This window comes from Enterobacter sp. CCUG 70166 (assembly GCF_020224095.1).
In the GTDB taxonomy this organism is placed as follows: domain Bacteria; phylum Pseudomonadota; class Gammaproteobacteria; order Enterobacterales; family Enterobacteriaceae; genus Enterobacter; species Enterobacter intestinihominis.
The window spans coordinates 156,230-176,150 of record NZ_NRIQ01000011.1; the positions used below are offsets into that span (position 1 = coordinate 156,230).

16 protein-coding genes are annotated in these 19,921 nt (G+C 54.1%); 6 read left to right on the plus strand and 10 right to left on the minus strand.

What is annotated here, in order from left to right; genetic code table 11:
* Nucleotides 1-126 precede the first annotated feature (126 nt).
* The gene (locus CKK19_RS05795) at nt 127-702 is read right to left on the minus strand and encodes a TetR family transcriptional regulator (RefSeq protein ID WP_015570471.1); all 576 of its coding nucleotides are present in this window, start codon (nt 700-702) and stop codon (nt 127-129) included.
* 116 nt (nt 703-818) lie between these two features.
* On the opposite strand from CKK19_RS05795, the gene CKK19_RS05800 reads away from it, so the two are divergent.
* Nucleotides 819-2,309 (plus strand): MFS transporter, encoded by a 1,491-nt coding sequence (locus CKK19_RS05800; RefSeq protein ID WP_063853473.1) that lies wholly within the window; start codon nt 819-821, stop codon nt 2,307-2,309.
* A 44-nt stretch (nt 2,310-2,353) separates the two neighbouring features.
* On the opposite strand, the gene ompC is transcribed toward CKK19_RS05800, so the two are convergent.
* Together ompC and yddG are read right to left on the minus strand one after the other, a co-directional pair.
* Entirely contained in the window at nt 2,354-3,427 is a 1,074-nt protein-coding gene (gene ompC / locus CKK19_RS05805; protein WP_063853474.1) for a porin OmpC, read from the minus strand.
* A 624-nt stretch (nt 3,428-4,051) separates the two neighbouring features.
* Nucleotides 4,052-4,930: an aromatic amino acid DMT transporter YddG gene (yddG, locus tag CKK19_RS05810; RefSeq protein ID WP_063853475.1), complete on the minus strand. Its 879-nt coding sequence runs from the start codon at nt 4,928-4,930 to the stop codon at nt 4,052-4,054.
* A 220-nt stretch (nt 4,931-5,150) separates the two neighbouring features.
* Between yddG and fdnG the strand changes: the two genes are divergently transcribed.
* From fdnG to fdnI, 3 genes are read left to right on the plus strand one after another with little or no spacing between them, the layout of a single operon-like run.
* Nucleotides 5,151-8,198, plus strand: coding sequence for a formate dehydrogenase-N subunit alpha (gene fdnG, locus CKK19_RS05815; RefSeq protein ID WP_154819155.1), 3,048 nt, complete (start codon nt 5,151-5,153; stop codon nt 8,196-8,198).
* Between the two features lie 11 nt (nt 8,199-8,209).
* Nucleotides 8,210-9,094, plus strand: a complete 885-nt coding sequence (gene fdxH, locus CKK19_RS05820; RefSeq protein WP_003857048.1) for a formate dehydrogenase subunit beta — start codon at nt 8,210-8,212, stop codon at nt 9,092-9,094.
* Nucleotides 9,087-9,743: a formate dehydrogenase-N subunit gamma gene (fdnI, locus tag CKK19_RS05825; protein WP_063853477.1), complete on the plus strand. Its 657-nt coding sequence runs from the start codon at nt 9,087-9,089 to the stop codon at nt 9,741-9,743. The genes fdxH and fdnI overlap by 8 nt, the downstream gene beginning before the upstream one ends.
* Nucleotides 9,744-9,794: 51 nt before the next feature.
* Here the strand turns inward: fdnI and CKK19_RS05830 are convergent, their stop codons facing one another.
* The 3 genes from CKK19_RS05830 to ppk2 are packed head-to-tail and all read right to left on the minus strand — an operon-like array spanning nt 9,795 to nt 11,226.
* On the minus strand, nt 9,795-10,118 hold the full coding sequence (locus tag CKK19_RS05830; protein ID WP_022648204.1) for a CcdB family protein: 324 nt from the start codon (nt 10,116-10,118) through the stop codon (nt 9,795-9,797).
* Complete coding sequence (locus CKK19_RS05835) at nt 10,118-10,411, minus strand: hypothetical protein (protein ID WP_126514228.1); 294 nt, start codon at nt 10,409-10,411, stop codon at nt 10,118-10,120. The genes CKK19_RS05830 and CKK19_RS05835 overlap by 1 nt, the downstream gene beginning before the upstream one ends.
* Nucleotides 10,408-11,226, minus strand: coding sequence for a polyphosphate kinase 2 (ppk2, locus tag CKK19_RS05840; protein WP_022648203.1), 819 nt, complete (start codon nt 11,224-11,226; stop codon nt 10,408-10,410). The genes CKK19_RS05835 and ppk2 overlap by 4 nt, the downstream gene beginning before the upstream one ends.
* A 161-nt stretch (nt 11,227-11,387) precedes the next feature.
* Here ppk2 and araJ point away from each other — a divergent pair, with 161 nt between their 5' ends.
* Nucleotides 11,388-12,563, plus strand: a complete 1,176-nt coding sequence (gene araJ, locus CKK19_RS05845) for an MFS transporter AraJ (RefSeq protein WP_023306256.1) — start codon at nt 11,388-11,390, stop codon at nt 12,561-12,563.
* Nucleotides 12,564-12,602: 39 nt separating this feature from the next.
* Here the strand turns inward: araJ and CKK19_RS05850 are convergent, their stop codons facing one another.
* A complete protein-coding gene (locus CKK19_RS05850) occupies nt 12,603-13,805 on the minus strand; it encodes an NAD(P)/FAD-dependent oxidoreductase (RefSeq protein ID WP_022648201.1) in 1,203 nt (400 codons plus the stop codon).
* A 130-nt stretch (nt 13,806-13,935) separates the two neighbouring features.
* Here CKK19_RS05850 and CKK19_RS05855 point away from each other — a divergent pair, with 130 nt between their 5' ends.
* Nucleotides 13,936-14,445, plus strand: coding sequence for an RrF2 family transcriptional regulator (locus CKK19_RS05855; protein WP_022648200.1), 510 nt, complete (start codon nt 13,936-13,938; stop codon nt 14,443-14,445).
* Between the two features lie 39 nt (nt 14,446-14,484).
* On the opposite strand, the gene adhP is transcribed toward CKK19_RS05855, so the two are convergent.
* The 3 genes from adhP to CKK19_RS05870 all read right to left on the minus strand — a co-directional run bounded on the left by adhP (nt 14,485) and on the right by CKK19_RS05870 (nt 19,814).
* Complete coding sequence (adhP, locus tag CKK19_RS05860; RefSeq protein WP_022648199.1) at nt 14,485-15,495, minus strand: alcohol dehydrogenase AdhP; 1,011 nt, start codon at nt 15,493-15,495, stop codon at nt 14,485-14,487.
* Between the two features lie 205 nt (nt 15,496-15,700).
* Nucleotides 15,701-17,410, minus strand: a complete 1,710-nt coding sequence (locus tag CKK19_RS05865) for an ABC-F family ATP-binding cassette domain-containing protein (protein WP_063853478.1) — start codon at nt 17,408-17,410, stop codon at nt 15,701-15,703.
* Nucleotides 17,411-18,116: 706 nt separating this feature from the next.
* Complete coding sequence (locus CKK19_RS05870; protein ID WP_022648194.1) at nt 18,117-19,814, minus strand: NAD-dependent malic enzyme; 1,698 nt, start codon at nt 19,812-19,814, stop codon at nt 18,117-18,119.
* Between the last annotated feature and the right edge of the window lie 107 nt (nt 19,815-19,921).

The following is a 19,921-nucleotide window of genomic DNA, read 5'->3' on the forward strand; positions in this document are numbered from 1 at the left end:
TGTTATGGGATACATCTGAAAGGATAGATAAAAAAGCGAATCCCTGAGTTTGGAATGGGAATCAGGGTTCGCTTTATGTGTTACTAATTGTAACTCTTTGCGGAAATTAATACTCCGATGGGAGTATTAAAACAATTCGAGGGAGATAAGTTTATCCAGATGCTTATTAAATGCCGCGTCGTCCATTTCAGGCATATTTAAGACGTATATGCCATCCAGGCCACATACCAGACCAATTAAACGCCAGGCGATATTTTCCGGCTGATCAGCAAGCGTAAAGGCGTTGGCCTCCGCCCCGGCGCGGATAATTGCGACCGTTTCCTGGTGCCACATCTCCATGGTCAAAACGTAGGCGCCTTTGATATCGCTATCCCGGCTGGCGAGAATTTGCGCCTCCCGCCACAGTCGAATGTAGGGCTCAAACCCGCCGTCATCGCTGCCGAGCATGGCATGCAGGCGCTCGCGCCAGCCTGCGTTTTCGCCAACGATTTCAGCATCCAGCAAATCGCGGATCAGCCTGACAAACGCCAGCGATTTAAGCTCGCCCGCCGACGCAAAGTGGTGATGCACCTGCCCGGTGGCGACGCCCGCTTCGGTAGCGATTCGGCGCACGGTCATCGCAGCGAATCCTTCGGTCAGCGCCACGCGCATTGCGGCCTGTAGGATCTCTTCCCGCCGCTCGTCCTTGCTTAGATAACGCATAATTTCTCACTCTCAATGGCAACGAAACGAGTGTAACAAAGAGCTGGACAAGTGTTCAACTTTACGTAGGATCGCAATCTGGACATGTGTCCAGTTTTTAAATGAAAAGGAAATTTATGTTTCGTCAGTGGTTAGCGTTAGTGATTATCGTGCTGGTGTATATCCCGGTGGCGATTGACGCGACGGTGCTGCACGTGGCGGCGCCAACATTGAGCATGACGCTGGGTGCCAGCGGCAACGAATTGCTGTGGATTATTGATATTTACTCGCTGGTGATGGCGGGGATGGTGCTGCCGATGGGCGCGCTGGGCGATCGCATAGGTTTTAAGCGCCTGCTGATGATCGGCAGCGTGCTGTTTGGCCTGTCATCGTTAGCGGCGGCTTTTGCGCCGTCCGCGGGCTGGCTGATTGCCGCCCGCGCGTCGCTGGCGATTGGCGCGGCGATGATCATTCCGGCTACGCTTGCAGGGATCCGCACGCTGTTTATTGACGTGCGGCACCGTAACATCGCCCTTGGCGTCTGGGCTGCCGTTGGGTCGGGCGGCGCGGCGTTTGGCCCGCTGATTGGCGGCATGCTGCTGGAGCACTTTTACTGGGGTTCGGTCTTCCTGATTAACGTGCCGATCGTGCTGATCGTGGTTTCGCTTGCTGCGCGCTTTGTGCCTGCTCAGCAGGGTCGGCCCGAGCAGCCGCTCAATATCAGCCATGCCATTATGCTGATTGTCGCCATTTTACTGCTGGTCTACAGCGCCAAAACCGCCCTGAAAGGGGTGCTGTCGCCGTGGATGGTGGCCTCTACGCTGCTTACCGGGGCGGTGATGCTGTTTATTTTCGTCCGTATCCAGCTGCGCGCGCGCGTGCCAATGATCGACATGCGTCTGTTTTGCCATCGCATTATTTTAAGCGGCGTGGTCATGGCGATGACCGCCATGATTGCGCTGGTGGGCTTTGAACTGCTGATGGCGCAGGAGTTGCAGTTCGTGCATGGTTTTACGCCGTTTGAAGCAGGGATATTTATGCTGCCGGTGATGGTGGCGAGCGGATTTAGCGGGCCGATCGCGGGTGTGCTGGTCGGGCGTCTGGGGCTGCGCATTGTCGCGGCCGGAGGCATGGGGCTAAGCGCGATCAGTTTTATCGGCCTGTCGACGCTCGATTTCAGCACCCAACAGTGGCAGGCGTGGAGCCTGATGGTGCTGCTGGGCTTCAGTGCCGCCAGCGCACTGCTGGCATCGACGTCAGCGATCATGGCTGCCGCGCCGAAAGAGAAAGCGGCCGCCGCAGGCGCGATCGAAACCATGTCCTACGAGCTGGGCGCTGGTCTCGGGATCGCCATTTTCGGTCTGTTGTTAACCCGCAGCTTTTCGGCGTCAATTGTACTGCCGCAGGGGCTGAGCGCGTCGCTGACCGATAAAGCCTCGTTGTCCATCGGTGAAGCGATGAAGGTCGCGCAGGAGCTGACGCCGTCACTGGCCGAGCCGGTGATGACGGCGGCGAAAACCGCGTTCATCACCTCGCACAGCGTGGCCCTGGGCAGTGCGGGAGCCATGCTGATGATTCTGGCGATCGGGATCTGGTTTAGTCTGGCGAAGGTCGGAGGGCAGCAGTAAAAAAAAGGCCAGCCGCGAGGGCTGGCCTTTTGAACTAACACCTCTTAGAACTGGTAGGTCAGACCTACAGCCACGATGTTGTCGGTAGCCACTTTGGCATCTTTGGTGAACTGGCTGTCATCCACAAGGTTGATTTTGTAATCAACGTAGGTGGACATGTTTTTGTTGAAGTAGTAGCTCGCGCCAACGTCAACGTATTCAACCAGGTCCTGGTCGCCATAAGAACCGATGTCTTTACCTTTGGATTTCAGGTAAGCGATGGATGGACGCAGACCGAAGTCAAACTGGTACTGAGCCACAACTTCGAAGTTCTGTGCTTTGTTGGCAACGTGACCGCTACCGAACGCCGTCATGTTGCGGGTTTCAGAGTAGGTGGTTGCCAGGTAGATGTTGTTCGCATCGTACTTCAGGCCAGCAGCCCAGACTTCTGCGTTTTCGCCACCGGCGTTCAGGTTGCTTGCAGCACGAACCTGACGGTCAGTACGGTCAGATTTCGCGTAGGTCGCACCCACACCGAAGCCGTCGAATTCATAGGTAGAAGACAGACCCCAGCCGTCACCGTTGGATTCGGTGATCTCTGAACGGTCGTTTTTACCCTGGTACTGGGCAGCCACGTTCAGGCCGTCAACCAGACCAAAGAAGTCGGTGTTACGGTAGGTGGCAACGCCAGTGGTACGACCGGTCATGAAGCCGTCAGTCTGCGTCCAGGTATCGCCACCGAACTCTGGCAGAACGTCAGTCCATGCGCCGATGTCATAAGCAACACCGTAGTTACGACCGTAGTCGAAGGAACCGAATTCATCGAATTTCAGACCAGCGAAGGCCAGACGGGTTTTGTTGCCATCGGAACCCTGAGCTTCAGAGCGGTTGCCCTTGAACTCATATTCCCACTGGCCGTATCCGGTCAGCTGTTCGTTGATCTGAGTTTCACCTTTGAAGCCCAGACGAACGTATGTTTTGTCGCCGTCGCTACCAGCATCATCAGAAAAATAGTGCAGACCAGTAACTTTGCCGTACAGATCCAGTTTGTTACCGTCTTTGTTAAAAACTTCAGCCGCGTTAACAACGCCAGCCGCCAACATGGAAGTCACTGCCACTGCAACTAATTTAAGTTTCATCTTAACTAACCCTTATAATTTTATTTAGGTATTTCCTAAGCCACCTGAGCGATTTTTAAACGAGGCTTATCGTCAATGGCAGACTATTTTTAAAATTCCGTAGACTGCTTTCAATAATAAGTTTCAAAATATTAAAGATAATTTCAATTAGTGTGATCCTGATCCGATAAATTTCCCTTAAATCGCTCAATAAGGTTAATTTATATACATAAATTGATTATTAACAAAACACGATAATAAGGCTGGAAATAGTTGCCATGCGTTTTTGTTTTTAGAGAGAGATAAAAGGGCTTGGCAGATAATGTCAAGGAATGGGGCGCGTTATTGACTTTTAAAACAGTGGTTTGTGGATTTATCCGGAAGCCAGCAACTGCTTTTTAAAAGAAACATCCAGAAATAAACTATTGCACTATGTGCTATATAGCGCGGGAATATTGGGGTTGAATTAATTACCTTCGTTGTCAGTTTGTGTCAATTTCCACAACGGATCTGACTTTCTGTGAGTACTCTATACAGAAATAGAAATACATACGAATGTTATAAATAATATTCTTTATTGTGATCACATATTAAAATAATGTTAATTTTTACCGGGCATGATTCGTGCCCGGTAAAATTAAAATGCTATTTGCGGGTGGCATACCAGCAAAGTAATGATCCGGCGCAAACCATTAATGCCCCTTGCCAGAATGAGAATGAAAGCGGAGAGCTCAGTATAATAGCCGCCAGCGCGGCAGAGAGTACCGGGGTGAAGTAGGAGACGGCCGCAAGCACCGTGACGTTACCGTGGAGGATCCCAATGTTCCAGGCGGCGTAGCCAAAGCCAAGGGCAACACCACACATCAACAGCTTCACGACTACCGGCACGCTGAATACCATTTCGGGCTGATCGCTGACGGCATATTTGACCCACAGGCTCAGGGCGGTCAGCAGGACGAAAAGAGTAATGCCATTTTGCCCTCTGGCATACCTGCTGGTGACGGTGCAGTAGGCGGCCCAGATAAAGGCACCGGCAAATGCCAGCCCGTAGCTCAGCGGGCTGGAAACGATGTTTTGCATGATGTCGTGAACGTGCAGCCCGTTTTCGCCGCCTAAGACCCAGCCCACGCCCAACAGGGAGATCGCTAAGCCGGGGATCACCCACAGGGTGGATTTTTGTCCGTTGAACAAAATGGCGAACACAATCGTCAGGCTTGGCCAGAGATAATTGACCATGCCCACCTCAATTGCCTGCGAGCGCGTCGCGGCAAAGCCAAGCGACAGGGCAAGGCACATTTCATAGCTGACAAACAGGACGCTGCCCGCAATGAGATAGCCTTTCGAAAACCGTTTAATATCAGGGAAACCTACCGTCGCCAGACACAATAATCCGCTGACGGTGTAGATCATTGCTGCGCCCCCCACCGGGCCAAGTCCCTCACTGACGCTGCGGATGAGACCCACCATGGTACTCCACAGCAGTATGGCCACCAGGCCAATCAGCGTTGCTCTTTTTCTGTCCATTACCCTGCCAGTCTCATAAAAATCAAAGGGTAAACTTATAGCATCTAACCCATTCACCAGGCGAATTTTCTGTTTCGCGGTTAACCCGAAAGGAGTAATAAATCATACCGGCGGTGACTATTAAGGGGGCGAAGTTCGGCGACCTTGATTTGACGCAAAAAAAACAGGGGCTTTGCTGTTAGTTTGCGGCGCGAAGTCTTATCAGATAACGAGGACAGCAATGGACGTCAGCCGCAGACAATTTTTTAAAATCTGCGCGGGCGGTATGGCCGGAACAACAGCCGCAATGCTGGGATTCGCTCCCAAAATGGCGCTGGCTCAGGCACGCAACTATAAACTGCTGCGCGCGAAAGAGATCCGTAACACCTGCACATACTGCTCCGTGGGTTGTGGGCTATTAATGTATAGCCTGGGTGATGGCGCGAAGAACGCCAAAGAAGCGATTTATCATATTGAAGGGGATCCGGACCATCCGGTGAGCCGCGGGGCGCTTTGCCCGAAAGGGGCGGGGCTGCTGGACTACGTCCACAGTGAAAACCGTCTGCGCTATCCGGAATATCGTGCGCCGGGCTCTGATAAATGGCAGCGCATCTCCTGGGACGAGGCCTTCTCACGTATTGCAAAACTGATGAAAGCGGATCGCGACGCCAACTTTATTGAAAAGAACGAGCAGGGCGTTACGGTAAACCGCTGGACCTCCACCGGGATGCTGTGTGCGTCTGCGGCAAGTAATGAGACCGGCATGCTGACGCAAAAATTTGTGCGCTCCCTCGGCATGCTGGCGGTTGATAACCAGGCGCGCGTCTGACACGGACCAACGGTAGCAAGTCTTGCTCCAACATTTGGTCGCGGTGCGATGACCAACCACTGGGTTGATATCAAAAACGCAAACGTCGTGGTGGTGATGGGCGGTAACGCCGCTGAAGCCCATCCGGTGGGATTCCGCTGGGCGATGGAAGCGAAAAACAACAACGATGCGACGCTGATTGTCGTCGATCCACGCTTTACGCGTACGGCATCGGTGGCTGATATTTATGCGCCGATCCGCTCCGGTACGGATATTACGTTCCTTTCCGGCGTGCTGTTGTACCTGATCGAAAACAATAAGATTAACGCGGAATACGTTAAGCATTACACCAATGCCGGCCTGCTGGTGCGGGAAGATTTCGCCTTCGAAGATGGCCTGTTCAGCGGCTATGACGCAGAGAAACGTCAGTACGATAAATCGTCCTGGAACTATCAATTCGACGAAAACGGCTACGCGAAACGCGATGAGACCCTGACCGATCCGCGCTGCGTGTGGAACTTGCTGAAACAGCATGTTTCCCGTTATACGCCAGACGTGGTGGAAAACATCTGCGGTACGCCGAAAGCAGACTTCCTGAAAGTATGTGAAGTGCTGGCCTCCACCAGTGCCGCCGACAGAACAACCACCTTCCTGTACGCGCTGGGCTGGACGCAGCATACCGTGGGCGCGCAGAACATCCGTACCATGGCGATGATCCAGCTGCTGCTCGGCAACATGGGGATGGCCGGTGGGGGCGTGAACGCCCTGCGCGGACACTCCAACATTCAGGGCTTAACCGATCTCGGCCTGCTGTCGACCAGCCTGCCGGGTTACCTGACCCTGCCGTCGGAGAAGCAGACCGACTGGCAAAGCTGGCTTGACGCCAACACGCCAAAAGCGACGCGTCCGGACCAGGTGAACTACTGGAGTAACTACCCAAAGTTTGCCGTCAGTCTGATGAAATCGTTCTACGGCGATGCGGCGCAGAAAGAGAATGACTGGGGCTTTGAGTGGTTGCCGAAATGGGATCAGGCTTACGATGTCATCAAGTATTTCAACATGATGGATAAGGGCGACGTCACGGGGTATATCTGCCAGGGCTTTAACCCGGTGGCGTCATTCCCGGATAAAAACAAAGTCGTTCGCAGCCTGAGCAAGCTGAAGTACATGGTGGTTATCGATCCGCTGGTCACCGAAACGTCTACGTTCTGGCAGAACCACGGCGAGTCTAACGATGTCGATCCGGCATCCATTCAGACCGAGGTGTTCCGCCTGCCCTCGACCTGCTTTGCGGAAGAGGACGGTTCTATTGCCAACTCTGGCCGCTGGCTACAGTGGCACTGGAAAGGTCAGGATGCGCCGGGTGAAGCGCGTAATGACGGCGAAATTCTGGCCGGTATTTACCATCGTCTGCGCGAGATGTACCGCACCGAAGGCGGCAAAGGCGCAGAGCCGCTGCTGAAGATGAGCTGGAACTACAAGCAGCCGGATCATCCTGAGTCTGAAGAGGTGGCAAAAGAGAACAACGGCGTGGCGCTGGCCGACCTGTACGATGCCAACGGCAATCTGGTGGCGAAGAAAGGCCAGTTGCTCAATAGCTTCGCGCTGTTGCGTGACGACGGCACCACGGCCTCGTCTTGCTGGATCTACACCGGTAGCTGGACGGAGCAGGGTAATCAGATGGCCAACCGTGATAACGCCGATCCGTCAGGCCTGGGCAACACGCTGGGCTGGGCATGGGCGTGGCCGTTGAACCGCCGCGTACTGTACAACCGTGCCTCCGCAGACGTGAACGGTAAGCCGTGGGATCCGAAACGCATGCTGATCGAGTGGAACGGCACGAAGTGGACGGGGAACGATATCCCGGACTTCAACACCGCCGCGCCGGGCAGCAACACCGGGCCGTTTATCATGCAGCCGGAAGGGTTGGGGCGTCTGTTTGCCATCGACAAGCTGGCGGAAGGGCCGTTCCCGGAACATTACGAGCCGATGGAAACGCCGCTCGGCACTAACCCGCTGCACCCGAACGTGGTCTCCAGCCCGGTAGTGCGTATCTATGAAGATGACGTGATGCGTTTAGGTAAAAAGGACAAGTTCCCGTATGTCGGAACTACCTACCGCCTGACTGAGCATTTCCATACCTGGACCAAACATGCGCGGCTTAACGCCATCGCGCAGCCGGAACAGTTTGTGGAGATAAGCGAAACGCTGGCGAAGGCGAAAGGCATTGCCAATGGCGATCGCGTGACGGTGAGCAGCAAACGCGGCTTTATTCGCGCGGTAGCGGTGGTCACCCGTCGTCTGCAAAGTCTGAACGTACACGGCCAGCAGGTAGAAACCGTCGGCATCCCGCTGCACTGGGGCTTTGAAGGGGTGGCGCAGAAAGGTTACATCGCCAATACCCTGACGCCAAACGTCGGCGATTCCAACTCGCAAACGCCGGAGTATAAAGCGTTTCTGGTCAACATCGAGAAAGCGTAAGGAGCGATTAAATGGCGATGGAAACACAAGACATTATTAAACGCTCCGCGACCAACCCGATAACGCCCGCGCCTCGCGCGCGGGACTACAAGGCAGAAGTCGCCAAGCTGATCGATGTCTCCTCCTGCGTGGGCTGTAAGGCCTGCCAGGTGGCCTGCTCGGAGTGGAACGATATCCGCGACGAGGTGGGGCACTGCGTTGGCGTTTACGATAACCCGGCTGATCTGAGCGCCAAGTCCTGGACGGTGATGCGCTTTAGCGAAACCGACCAGAACGGCAAGCTGGAGTGGCTAATCCGTAAAGACGGCTGTATGCACTGTGAAGATCCGGGCTGCCTGAAGGCATGCCCGTCTGCGGGTGCAATTATTCAGTACGCCAACGGGATCGTCGACTTCCAGCAGGATAACTGTATCGGCTGCGGCTACTGCATCGCAGGCTGTCCGTTTAATATCCCGCGCCTCAATAAAGAAGATAACCGGGTCTATAAATGCACGCTGTGTGTCGATCGCGTCAGCGTCGGACAGGAGCCTGCCTGCGTGAAGACCTGTCCTACCGGGGCTATCCACTTCGGCACCAAAAAAGAGATGCTGGAAGTGGCGCAGCAGCGGGTGGATAAGCTCAAAGCGCGCGGCTATGACAAGGCCGGGATTTATAACCCGCAGGGCGTGGGCGGTACGCACGTCATGTATGTTCTGCACCACAATGACCAGCCGGAGCTGTATCACAATCTGCCGAAGGATCCGGCGATCGATACCTCAATCAACCTCTGGAAAGGGGCGCTTAAGCCGCTCTCAGCGGCGGGCTTTATCGCCACCTTTGCCGGGCTGATTTATCACTACATCGGTATCGGGCCGAATAAAGAGGTGGATGACGACGAGGAGGAGCATCATGAGTAAGTCGAAAATGATAGTGCGCACAAAATTTGTCGATCGCGCCTGTCACTGGACGGTGGTCATCTGCTTCTTCCTGGTGGCGGTATCCGGCATTTCGTTCTTCTTCCCGACGCTACAGTGGCTAACGGAAACCTTCGGGACACCGCAGATGGGGCGCATTCTGCATCCGTTCTTCGGCGTACTGATTTTCGTGGTGCTGATGTTTATGTTTGTACGTTTCGTTCATCACAACATCCCTGACAAGCAGGATATTCCGTGGCTAAAAGGGATTATTGAGGTTCTGAAAGGCAACGAGCATAAAGTCGCGAGGGTGGGCAAATATAACGCCGGGCAGAAGATGATGTTCTGGACCATCATGAGCATGATTTTTGTGCTGCTGGTGACCGGGGTGATCATCTGGCGTCCGTATTTTGCGCACTATTTCCCGATTCAGGTGGTGCGTTATGCGCTGCTGATCCACGCGACCTCGGCCATTATTCTGATCCACGCCATTCTGATCCATATGTATATGGCATTCTGGGTGAAAGGATCGATTAAAGGCATGATTGAAGGGAAGGTGAGCCGCCGCTGGGCGCAGAAGCACCATCCGCGCTGGTACCGCGACATTGAGCGTCTTGAAGCGCAAAAAGAGAGTTCGGAAGGGTTGAAGTAAACCTTGCGCCGTCGGCATTGTCCGGCGGCGCTGCGCTTGCGCGGCTTTTAGCTACGTATTGGTAATTAACGCATCAATTCCTGCAAGAACACTGCTTCTTGCACTGCGCAGATTACATACATAATCCTTATTATTAAGTTTTTTTGTCTCCACGTGTGTGATGTTGGCTGTATTAAGAAAATATGTCTGGAATTCAAGGTTCACCAGTGGCGTTGCAGCGTTTGAATATCCTCTTAAATGATTGTGATAGCTTAACGGGACAATAAGTCTCGTTGATAAGTCGTCATAATAATCGTGCTGAATAATCATAAAATAGGGTTGATATTCACACGTTCTGTTTGATGGATTGCGGTAAACGTCAAACTGAAAACACATCAAAGCCCTCCGAAATAAGGGTCATCCGATAATAGCCCGGCTTTGGCCGTTAATTCATTCATTGCTTTAATAAATCCTTGATCCTGTTGACGCTGCCGCTTGAGCTCTCCTGCTGTAGAGAGTGGGCGAGGTCTATTCCCCGTAGGGCGCTCTGTCGTAGCACATCTTTCTGTGCGGTTCGGTTTCATGTTTTCTCCTTTGTTGGTGCGGTCATTATCAACCGCAGCCAACAAAAAACAATACTGTTTCCCCTGGTAATCTACATTATGCGAGCCGTCTTCCAGTAATATCAAAACCGCTCTGCAATATACCGGAAGGGATATTTTGTTGGCTTCACTTTGCCGATCTTGCGTTTCGGTAAATCCACCTTGTCAACGTGAATTTCTTTATAGGGGATCTGTGAAAGCAGATGCGAAATAATATTCAACCGAACCCGTTTTTTATCTTCTGAGCGCGCCACAAACCACGGCGCCCAGGCGGTGTCGGTCGCTTTAAACATCGCATCACGGGCGAGGGTATATTCATCCCACAGATTGAAAGATTTTATGTCCATTGGAGACAGCTTCCAGATCTTGCGACCATCATTAATTCGATCGCGCAGGCGGCGTTCCTGCTCTTTTGGCGTTACTTCGAGCCAGTATTTCAACAATATGATACCGGCATCGACCATCGCTTTTTCCATCACCGGCGTTCCATCAAGAAATTTGTCGGCCTGCTCTTCGGTACAGAAACCCATTACTCTTTCCACGCCTGCGCGGTTGTACCAGCTACGGTCAAAAATGACGATTTCACCGGCAGAGGGCAGATGGGGAACGTAACGCTGAAAATAGAGCTGACTTTTCTCTTTATCGGTGGGGGCCGGTAATGCAACAACGCGAAACACCCGGGGGCTGACGCGTTCGGTGATGGCTTTGATGGCGCCGCCTTTACCCGCGCCGTCTCGCCCTTCAAAAACAATACAGACCTTTAACCCTTTGGCGACCACCCATTGCTGGAGCTTAACCAGTTCAACATGGAGGCGGCGAAGCTCTTGCTCGTACGCTTTGGTTTTGAGCGGCGCGTTTTTAACGACATCATCAACAACACGGGTTTTCTTCTTACTGACCATGGCGGGTCTCCCTATGGGTCCGGTCGCGGGATCGAGGCCGTACTAAGCGTGTAATCGGCCTGAATGAATGGATTAATGTGTCAGAAAGCTGATTTGAACTGGTTCACCATACAAGTTTAATCAATAATGCACGCTGCGTATTTTTTAACAGTGGTCGCGGTATGAAAAAAACAATTTTTTCGTTAGCACTGGCTACCTTTGGCCTGGGTATGGCTGAATTTGGCATCATGGGCGTGCTGACAGAACTGGCTCATGATACGGGCATTTCGATTCCCTCCGCCGGAAATATGATTTCGTTTTACGCTTTTGGCGTAGTGATCGGCGCGCCGATTGTGGCGCTGTTCTCCAGTAAATTTTCGCTGAAAACAACGCTGCTGTTTCTGGTGGCGATGTGCGTCGTCGGTAACGCGCTCTTTACCTTCTCTGACACCTACATAGGGCTGGCGGCGGGGCGCTTAATCTCTGGTTTCCCGCATGGCGCGATTTTCGGTGTGGGGGCGATAATCCTGTCAAAAATTGCGCCACCGGGTAAGGTGACGGTTGCTGTAGCAGGGATGATTGCCGGGATGACCGTTGCCAATTTGCTTGGCGTCCCGCTCGGGACGTGGCTGGGACATGAATTTAACTGGCGCTACACCTTCTTTTTGATTGCCGTCTTTGATGCGCTGGTGATCCTCTCTGTTCTGCTGTGGGTGCCAGACATTCACGACACGACAACCACCCGGCTGACAGAACAATTCCACTTCCTGAAAAAACCGGAACCGTGGCTAATTTTTGCCGCAACGATGTTTGGCAATGCCGGGGTGTTTGCCTGGTTTAGCTTCGTGAAGCCGTTTATGGTCAACGTGTCAGGCTTTTCCGAGGGCGTCATGACCGCGATCATGATGCTGATGGGGCTGGGCATGGTGCTGGGTAATGTCTTCAGCGGCAAGCTGTCGTCGCGCTTTAGCCCGCTGCGCATTGCTGCCACCACCGACATGGTGATTGTGGCTTCGCTGCTGTTACTGTTCGCGTTTGGCGAGCTTAAAACAGCTTCACTGGTAATGGGATTTGTTTGCTGCGCCGGGCTGTTTGCGCTCTCTGCGCCGCTGCAAATACTGCTGCTGCAAAATGCGAAAGGCGGCGAAATGCTGGGGGCCGCAGGCGGGCAAATGGCGTTTAACCTCGGCAGCGCAATAGGCGCGTATTTCGGTGGAATGATGATTACGCTCGGCTTTAGCTGGAGCTATGTCACGCTTCCGGCAGCGATCTTATCCTTCTCAGCAATGACCTCTCTGTTGATGTACGGTTTTTTATGTGCCAAAAAGCGTCAGGCCAACGCAGGAGCGCTGGCCTGATTTCACGCTTTGCCCGCTGGTCGCGGGCACAGGAGGTGACTACACGAATTTCGCCAGCGGGTCAGCGGCGGCAAATGCGACAGCTTTGTCTGCTGCTGGCGGGTAAATCAGTTCGTTGGTGATGGCGACTTTGATCTTTTTGCCTTCCTCGCGCACGGATTTAACACGCTGTTCCCAGCCCTCGGTGTACACCGCGCCCCAGCCACCCAGATCCAGACAGGTGACGTAATTCACCTGACGGTAAGGGTACGGCTCCAGATTTAACAGGCTGGCAGCTGCGTTATGTCCGGCGAATTTCCCCAGCTGGATCGCGTGCTGGCAGGTCATCAGTGCCGTGTTGCCCGCATCGTCCGTTTTGGCGTGCGCCATATCACCCGTCGCGTAAACCTCCGGATGCGCAGGGATCTGCAACGTGTCGGTAACGATAAGGCGTCCCTGAGTGTCGCGTTCCCCGTCAATTTGCAGGCTGAGGGGGTTAGCTTCTACCCCTGCCGTCCACACTACAGTCGCGCTGGCAATGCGCTCTCCGTTTTTCAGCGTCACGCCGCTGGCATCAATAGCTTCAATTTCACTGTTTAAACGCCATTCAACGTCCAGCGCGTTGCTTGCTTCTTCAATGGTGTTACGCAGCGCCTCGCTGTAACGCCCGCCAATGGTTTCACCCCTTTCAACTACGATTACTTTAGTCTTTGTATTTACACCGAAGCGGGTGCGAAGACGAGCAGGGAGTTCCGTTGCCAGCTCAATGCCGGTAAAACCGCCTCCACACACGACCACGGTATTGCGTTCTGGGGTGGAGGGGCGCGAAACCAGCGAATCAAGATGTTGCTCGAACAACCTGGCGGAGTCGAGTTGGTCGATATCAAATGCGTATTCAGTCAGACCGGCAATCGGCGGACGTTTAGTCTGGCTACCGGTTGCGAGGATCAGACGTTCCCAGTTGACTTCGGCAATGGCGCCGTTTGAATCGCGATACAAAACGGTTTTAGAAGAGGTATCAATACGTTGTGCTTCGCCCGAAATAAAGGCAATACCCAGTTCAGCAAACAGTTCGGTCAGTGGCGCGACCATCGTCGACACGTTCTCTTCATAAAAACGTGGACGAACGCGCAGTTCCGGCACCGGGGCCAGCACGGCAATGCTGAGGCTATTATTACCTTCCAGAGCAGAAAGACGCGCGGCGCTGACCGCAGCCCACATACCGGAAAACCCACTACCCACAATTAAAATCTGCTTTTTCATACTCGATCCTTTTGTTCGTCAGGCTGTGTGTCTGACATAACTGCCACTATACTTGTCGGAGTTAACTGCGACAACTTCTTTCTGAGTTAAAATTCGTTATAATGCAGCGAACAATGACCCGGAGTGAGCCATGGCGTTTTACAGTTCTGGTGTGGAATATGGCATTCATAGCCTGATGTGTATGGTGGATGCAAAAGGCAATGAGCGTGAGATGAGCGTCCGGGAGATGGCGGCCTTGCAGGGCGTACCGTACGACTATCTTGGGAAGATTTTCACTCGTTTGTCACGCGCGGGGCTGGTTATCAGCACCGAAGGCAAGGGGGGAGGATTCCGGCTGGCGCGTCCGGCAGAGCTGATCAGCGTGCTGGACGTGGCGCACGCCATCGACGGCGATAAGAATATGTTCGAATGTCGGGAAGTGCGTCAGCGCCTGGCGGTATTTGATGAAACGCCACCGGCCTGGGTCTGTGACGGACCGTGCGGGGTGCGATCGGTTATGGATAGCGCGCAGCAGCGGATGGAAGAGGAGTTAGGACGCCATACCATCCTGGATCTGGCGCGGAAGATGTATCGAAAAGCGCCGGACACATTCCAGATCGAGGTTCAGGAGTGGATTTCCGATCGCCGTTCGTCTACGTGACAGGCCGGGCAGGGCAAACCCGCTACCCGGCCACCGCGGTTAAGAACGTAAATCAATCACCATACGGCCACGGATCTGGCCCTGTTCCATCTCTTTAAAGATGGCGTTGATATCTTCCAGTGGGCGCAGCGTGACTTTCGGAACCACCTTACCTTCAGCCGCAAACTGGAAGGCTTCGAGCAGATCCTGACGAGTACCCACCAGAGAGCCCACCACCTGAATCCCATCCAGGACCAGACGTGGAATATCCAGGCTCATCGCTTCCGGCGGCAGGCCAACAGCCACCACGCGGCCTCCGGCGCGAACCGCGTCAACAGCAGAGTTGAAGGCCGCTTTCGCTACCGCCGTCACCACTGCCGCATGTGCGCCGCCGGTTTTCTCCTGAATCACTTTTGCCGCATCTTCACTGCGGGAGTTCACGGTTAAGTCTGCGCCCATGCTGGCAGCGAGCTTCAACTGCTCGTCATTCACGTCAATGGCGATAACTTTCGCATTAAAGACATTTTTGGCGTATTGCAGTGCGAGGTTGCCCAGACCGCCAAGGCCATAGATCGCAATCCACTGGCCGGGTTTGATCTCAGAGACTTTTACCGCTTTGTAGGTGGTGACCCCAGCGCAGGTGATGCTGCTGGCCGCCGCAGAGTCCAGCCCCTCCGGGACTTTAACCGCGTAATCCGCGGTCACGATGCACTCTTCTGCCATGCCGCCGTCGACGGAGTAACCCGCGTTTTTTACGTCACGGCACAGAGTTTCGTTGCCGGTATTACAATATTCACAGTGGCCACAGCCTTCGAAGAACCACGCCACGCTTGCACGATCGCCAACTTTCAGTGACGTGACGCCCGGACCAATCTCTTTGACAATACCAATCCCTTCATGGCCGAGGATCACCCCGGTTTTGTCGCCAAAATCGCCATTTTTAACATGGAGATCGGTATGGCAAACGCCACAGCACTCCATCTTCAGCAGCGCTTCACCATGTTTGAGCGCGCGTAAGGTTTTCTCTGTAACGTTAACCTGATGATCCTGAGTGACAACAGCAGCCTTCATGTGTTTCTCCTTTTACTAATGAGTATCTGCATAGCAGGTGTAATACCCATTAAGGATTAATACTTTGGCGCTGTAATGCAAGGCAACCGCAACATAATGTCATCAATTAATTCAGTTTCAGATTAAGAATACGGTGATCCTCTAATAATCAGTAGGGGAAAACGCTAACGTAAAAAACCCGGCGTAACGACCGCCGGGTACAGATTTATAGTTGGGCTTCTATCTCCTCAATCTCTCTTCGCCATTGCGCCTGCAACTGCGGTTTTTGGTGTTTTGGCTTGCGCGCCAAATCCTCTTCCAGCAGCATTTCCAGGGCAACCAGGCGTTCGAGCAGATCGTCAGACGCTGAAGGTGGTGCCTTCGATGCAGTCTTCGACGCCTCAGGCACCACCGGACCGGTGCCCGCACGCAGGCGCTCAAACACCGCCTCCGCATCGTGCCATTCGCTAAGCCTGCCGTCCTCAATCAGCCAGTAGCGGTTACAGCTCTGGCTAATTAACTGACGATCGTGGCTCACCAGCAGCACTCCGCCTTCAAACTGTTGCAGTGTTTCCGCCAGCGCCTCTTTGCCTTCCATGTCCAGGTGGTTGGTTGGCTCATCCAGCATCAGAAGGCTATAGCGAGCAAGCGTCAGGCCGATGAACAGCAGGCGCGAACGTTCCCCACCGCTCAGCGTACTGACTTTTTGTCCGTGTCGCGCCCACGGGAACCCGGCACTGATGAGGGCCATTTTACGGGTCTGCGGATCTGGCGCGAAAGGCTCCAGCGCGTCAAAGATTGTTGCCTCCTCCGAAAGCTGATTCAGCGTCTGATCGTAATAGCCTGGCGACACGCGAGGATGAAGTTTCAGGCCAGTCTCTGAAGGTTCACCTTTGAAATGCCGCCAGATAAGCTTCATCAGTGATGATTTGCCGCAGCCATTACGCCCGACGATAGCCACGCGATCGCCACTTCTAAGCCGCGCAATGTCGACGTGAAACAGCTCAGACAGGCCAGGCTCAGGCGCTACGCTTAGGTTTTCCATCTCCAGTAGCCGGTCTGCCCGCAGGGCGTCACCGCGCAGGGTTAATGTCCACGGACTGCCTGCGGTGAGCTCTGTCTGACTCTCCTTAAGCCGTTCGACCTGCTTTTCCATCTGTTTGGCTTTGCGGGCCAGATCTTCGTTATCGTAGACCTTGCCCCAAGTGGCCAGCCGTCTGGCACTGGCGGTTACGCGATCAATCTCCTTTTGCTCCGCCTTATGCCGCAGCGCATCACTTTCGTCTTTGGCTACCAGCGCCTGACGCGCGGCGGTGCAGGGAAGGGCGAAGTAGTGCAACATCTTATCGCGCAGGATCCAGCTGCCGTTGGTGACGGCATCCAATAGTTGCCTGTCGTGTGAGACCAGCACAAAGCTGCCGGACCAGTTCTGTAAAAACTGTTCCAGCCAGAGCAGGGTCGGCAAATCGAGGTGGTTACTCGGTTCGTCCAGCAGTAACAGATCTGGATCGCCGATCAGCGCCCGCGCCAGCAGGAGACGCGTGTGCTGCCCGCCGCTCAGCGTTGCCGACGTTAAGGCCATGTCCTGCGGTGTAAAGCCCATACCCGCCAGCAGCGTTTCAGCTTTCCAGTGCAGACTCTCGCGTTCAGTCGCGGGCAGTTGCGCCAGCACGGCATCCAGCATGGTCAGGGGATAAATGGCTTCTGGCAGGTGTTGCTCAACGCGCGCCATCAGACAGTATCCGGCCAATGCGACGGTTCCGGCAGCAGGGGAGTCTGTGCCGTCCAACACCTTCAGCAACGTACTTTTGCCGCAGCCGTTGTCGCCCAGCAGGCCAATGCGGTCGCCTTTTTTCAGCGTAAAGGAGAGGGAGTCGAACAGCGTGCCAAACGCCGTATCAACACGTAAAGATTGTGCAGTGAGTAAAGTGCTCATTGTTGCTTACCCAAGAGTTACAGGCATGTTTATGCCTCGTCAAACATCGCTGACGATAACTCAGTAAGCCCGAGAGAAGGGATTTCAGGGGTTGGTGTCTTCGCTCAAGCGGAAGTTATCGCAGCACGATACCGATAACGCTTGAGCTGGTGCGATCACCAAATGTATGTGAAACATTGAAAATTTCACAGTACAGCATAATTGGCCTCCTTATATATTCAGTAGGTTAATGGATGAAGGGAGTGTAGCGGGGGAAAATGGGTTTGGCTAGTGGAAGAAGGGCATGATGTCTCACCCTCTTCCAAAGGACTGAGGGATCCCCACAAATAAATATGGGTAGAGAACATCCCCTCGCCCCTCAGGGGAGAGGGCCAGGGTGAGGGGAACATACGGCTGTGGTGGTCATTCCGTTCACTTTACGTTCCTTGCTACTCTGTTATGACATGACCGGTGAACGTGCCAGGGTGGCTCAGTCGCCACCACCCTGGCAACCCGGGCTTCCGGTGGAAAATCGCCGCTTCGCGGTCCCTTCGGCTTATTCCTTCCGGCTTATCGGGGACGGGAGGAAACGCCTCAGCGATTTACAGCCGGACCAGGGCCTCGCTGAAAGCCTTCGGTTATTCCGAAGGCAAGGTTATCGCTTCTGCTTTCAAATTACTGAGATCCCTCAGCCCCGGAGGGGCGAGGGAACGGTCAGCACCCGGATTTAAATCGAAGTACGACGATAGCTACGGTATTCCGGCATCCAGAAGTTATCATCAATCGCCTGCTGCAACGCATCGGCAGAGGTTTTCACCGCGACGCCTTGCTGCTGCGCCATTTTGCCAACCGCGAAGGCAATTGCGCGGGACACTTTGTGAATGTCTTTCAGCTCCGGCAGTACCAGGCCTTCACCGTTATTCACCAGCGGAGAGTGACCTGCCAGCGTTTCGCTCGCGGACATCAGCATTTCGTCGGTGATGCGGGACGCGCCGGAAGCAATAACTCCCAGACCAATACCCGGGAAGATATAGGAGTTATTGCACTGCGCGATGGGGTAGAGTTTGTCCTTCCACACCACCGGATCAAACGGACTGCCGGTTGCAACCAGTGCCTTACCTTCGGTCCATGCGATGATGTCCTGCGGCGTTGCCTCCACGCGTGAAGTCGGGTTAGATAGCGGCATCACGATAGGGCGTTCGCAGTGCTTGTGCATCTCGCGAATAATCTCCTCCGTGAAGAGGCCGGTCTGCCCGGACACGCCGATCAGAATGTCCGGCTTCACGTTGCGCACCACGTCAAGAAGCGAGAGCACTTCGTTATCCGTATCCCAGTTTTTCAGGTTTTCGCGCTTCTGCACCAGTTTGGTCTGGAACGGGAGTAAGTTTGGCATGCCGTCGGTCAGCAGGCCAAAACGGTCCACCATAAAGACGCGGGAGCGGGCTAGCTCTTCGCTTAAGCCTTCGCGCTGGGTCTGGGCAATAATTTGCTCGGCGATGCCGCAGCCCGCGGAGCCTGCACCCAGGAAGACAATTTTCTGATAGCTGAGCTGGCTGCCTGCCGCACGGCTCGCAGCAATCAGCGTACCGACGGTCACTGCCGCAGTGCCCTGAATGTCATCGTTGAACGAGCAGATCTCATCGCGGTAGCGGTTCAGCAGCGGCATGGCGTTTTTCTGTGCGAAGTCTTCGAACTGCAACAGCACGTCAGGCCAGCGGTGCTTCACGGCCTGGATGAAATCATCCACAAACTGATAGTACTCGTCGTCGGTAATGCGCGGGTGACGCCAGCCCATGTACAGCGGATCGTTCAACAGTTGCTGGTTATTGGTCCCCACGTCAAGTACCACCGGCAGGGTGTAGGCCGGGCTGATCCCGCCGCAGGCGGTATACAGCGAGAGCTTACCGATGGGGATCCCCATCCCGCCAATGCCCTGGTCACCGAGGCCCAGAATACGTTCGCCATCGGTCACCACGATCACCTTGATGTTGTGGTTAGGCACGTTTTGCAGAATGTCATCCATGTTGTGACGGTTCTGATAAGAGATGAACACACCGCGGGAACGACGGTAGATCTCTGAGAAGCGTTCACACGCCGCGCCGACGGTGGGGGTGTAAATAACGGGCATCATCTCTTCAAGATGGTTCTGCACGAGGCGGTAGAAGAGGGTTTCGTTGGTGTCCTGAATATTACGCAGGTAGATGTGTTTATCGATTTCGGTTTTAAAGCCCTGATACTGGATCCAGGCACGTTCTGCCTGTTCTTCAATGGTCTCAACCACTTCAGGCAGCAGGCCCAGCAGGTTAAAGCTGCTGCGCTCTTCCATGCTAAAGGCGCTGCCTTTGTTCAGAAGGGGGAACTCCAGTAAAACCGGACCGGCGTAAGGAATATAAAGGGAACGATGTTTTTTCAGTTTGTTGTCCATGTCACTCACTCTTTTTAAGAAGATCCGTCCCTGACACTGCTGTTTGTCATCTTTCTGGCCTGTGCTACGGGGTGCGGTCGGTTGGTATTATAAAGGAGCTGAATATT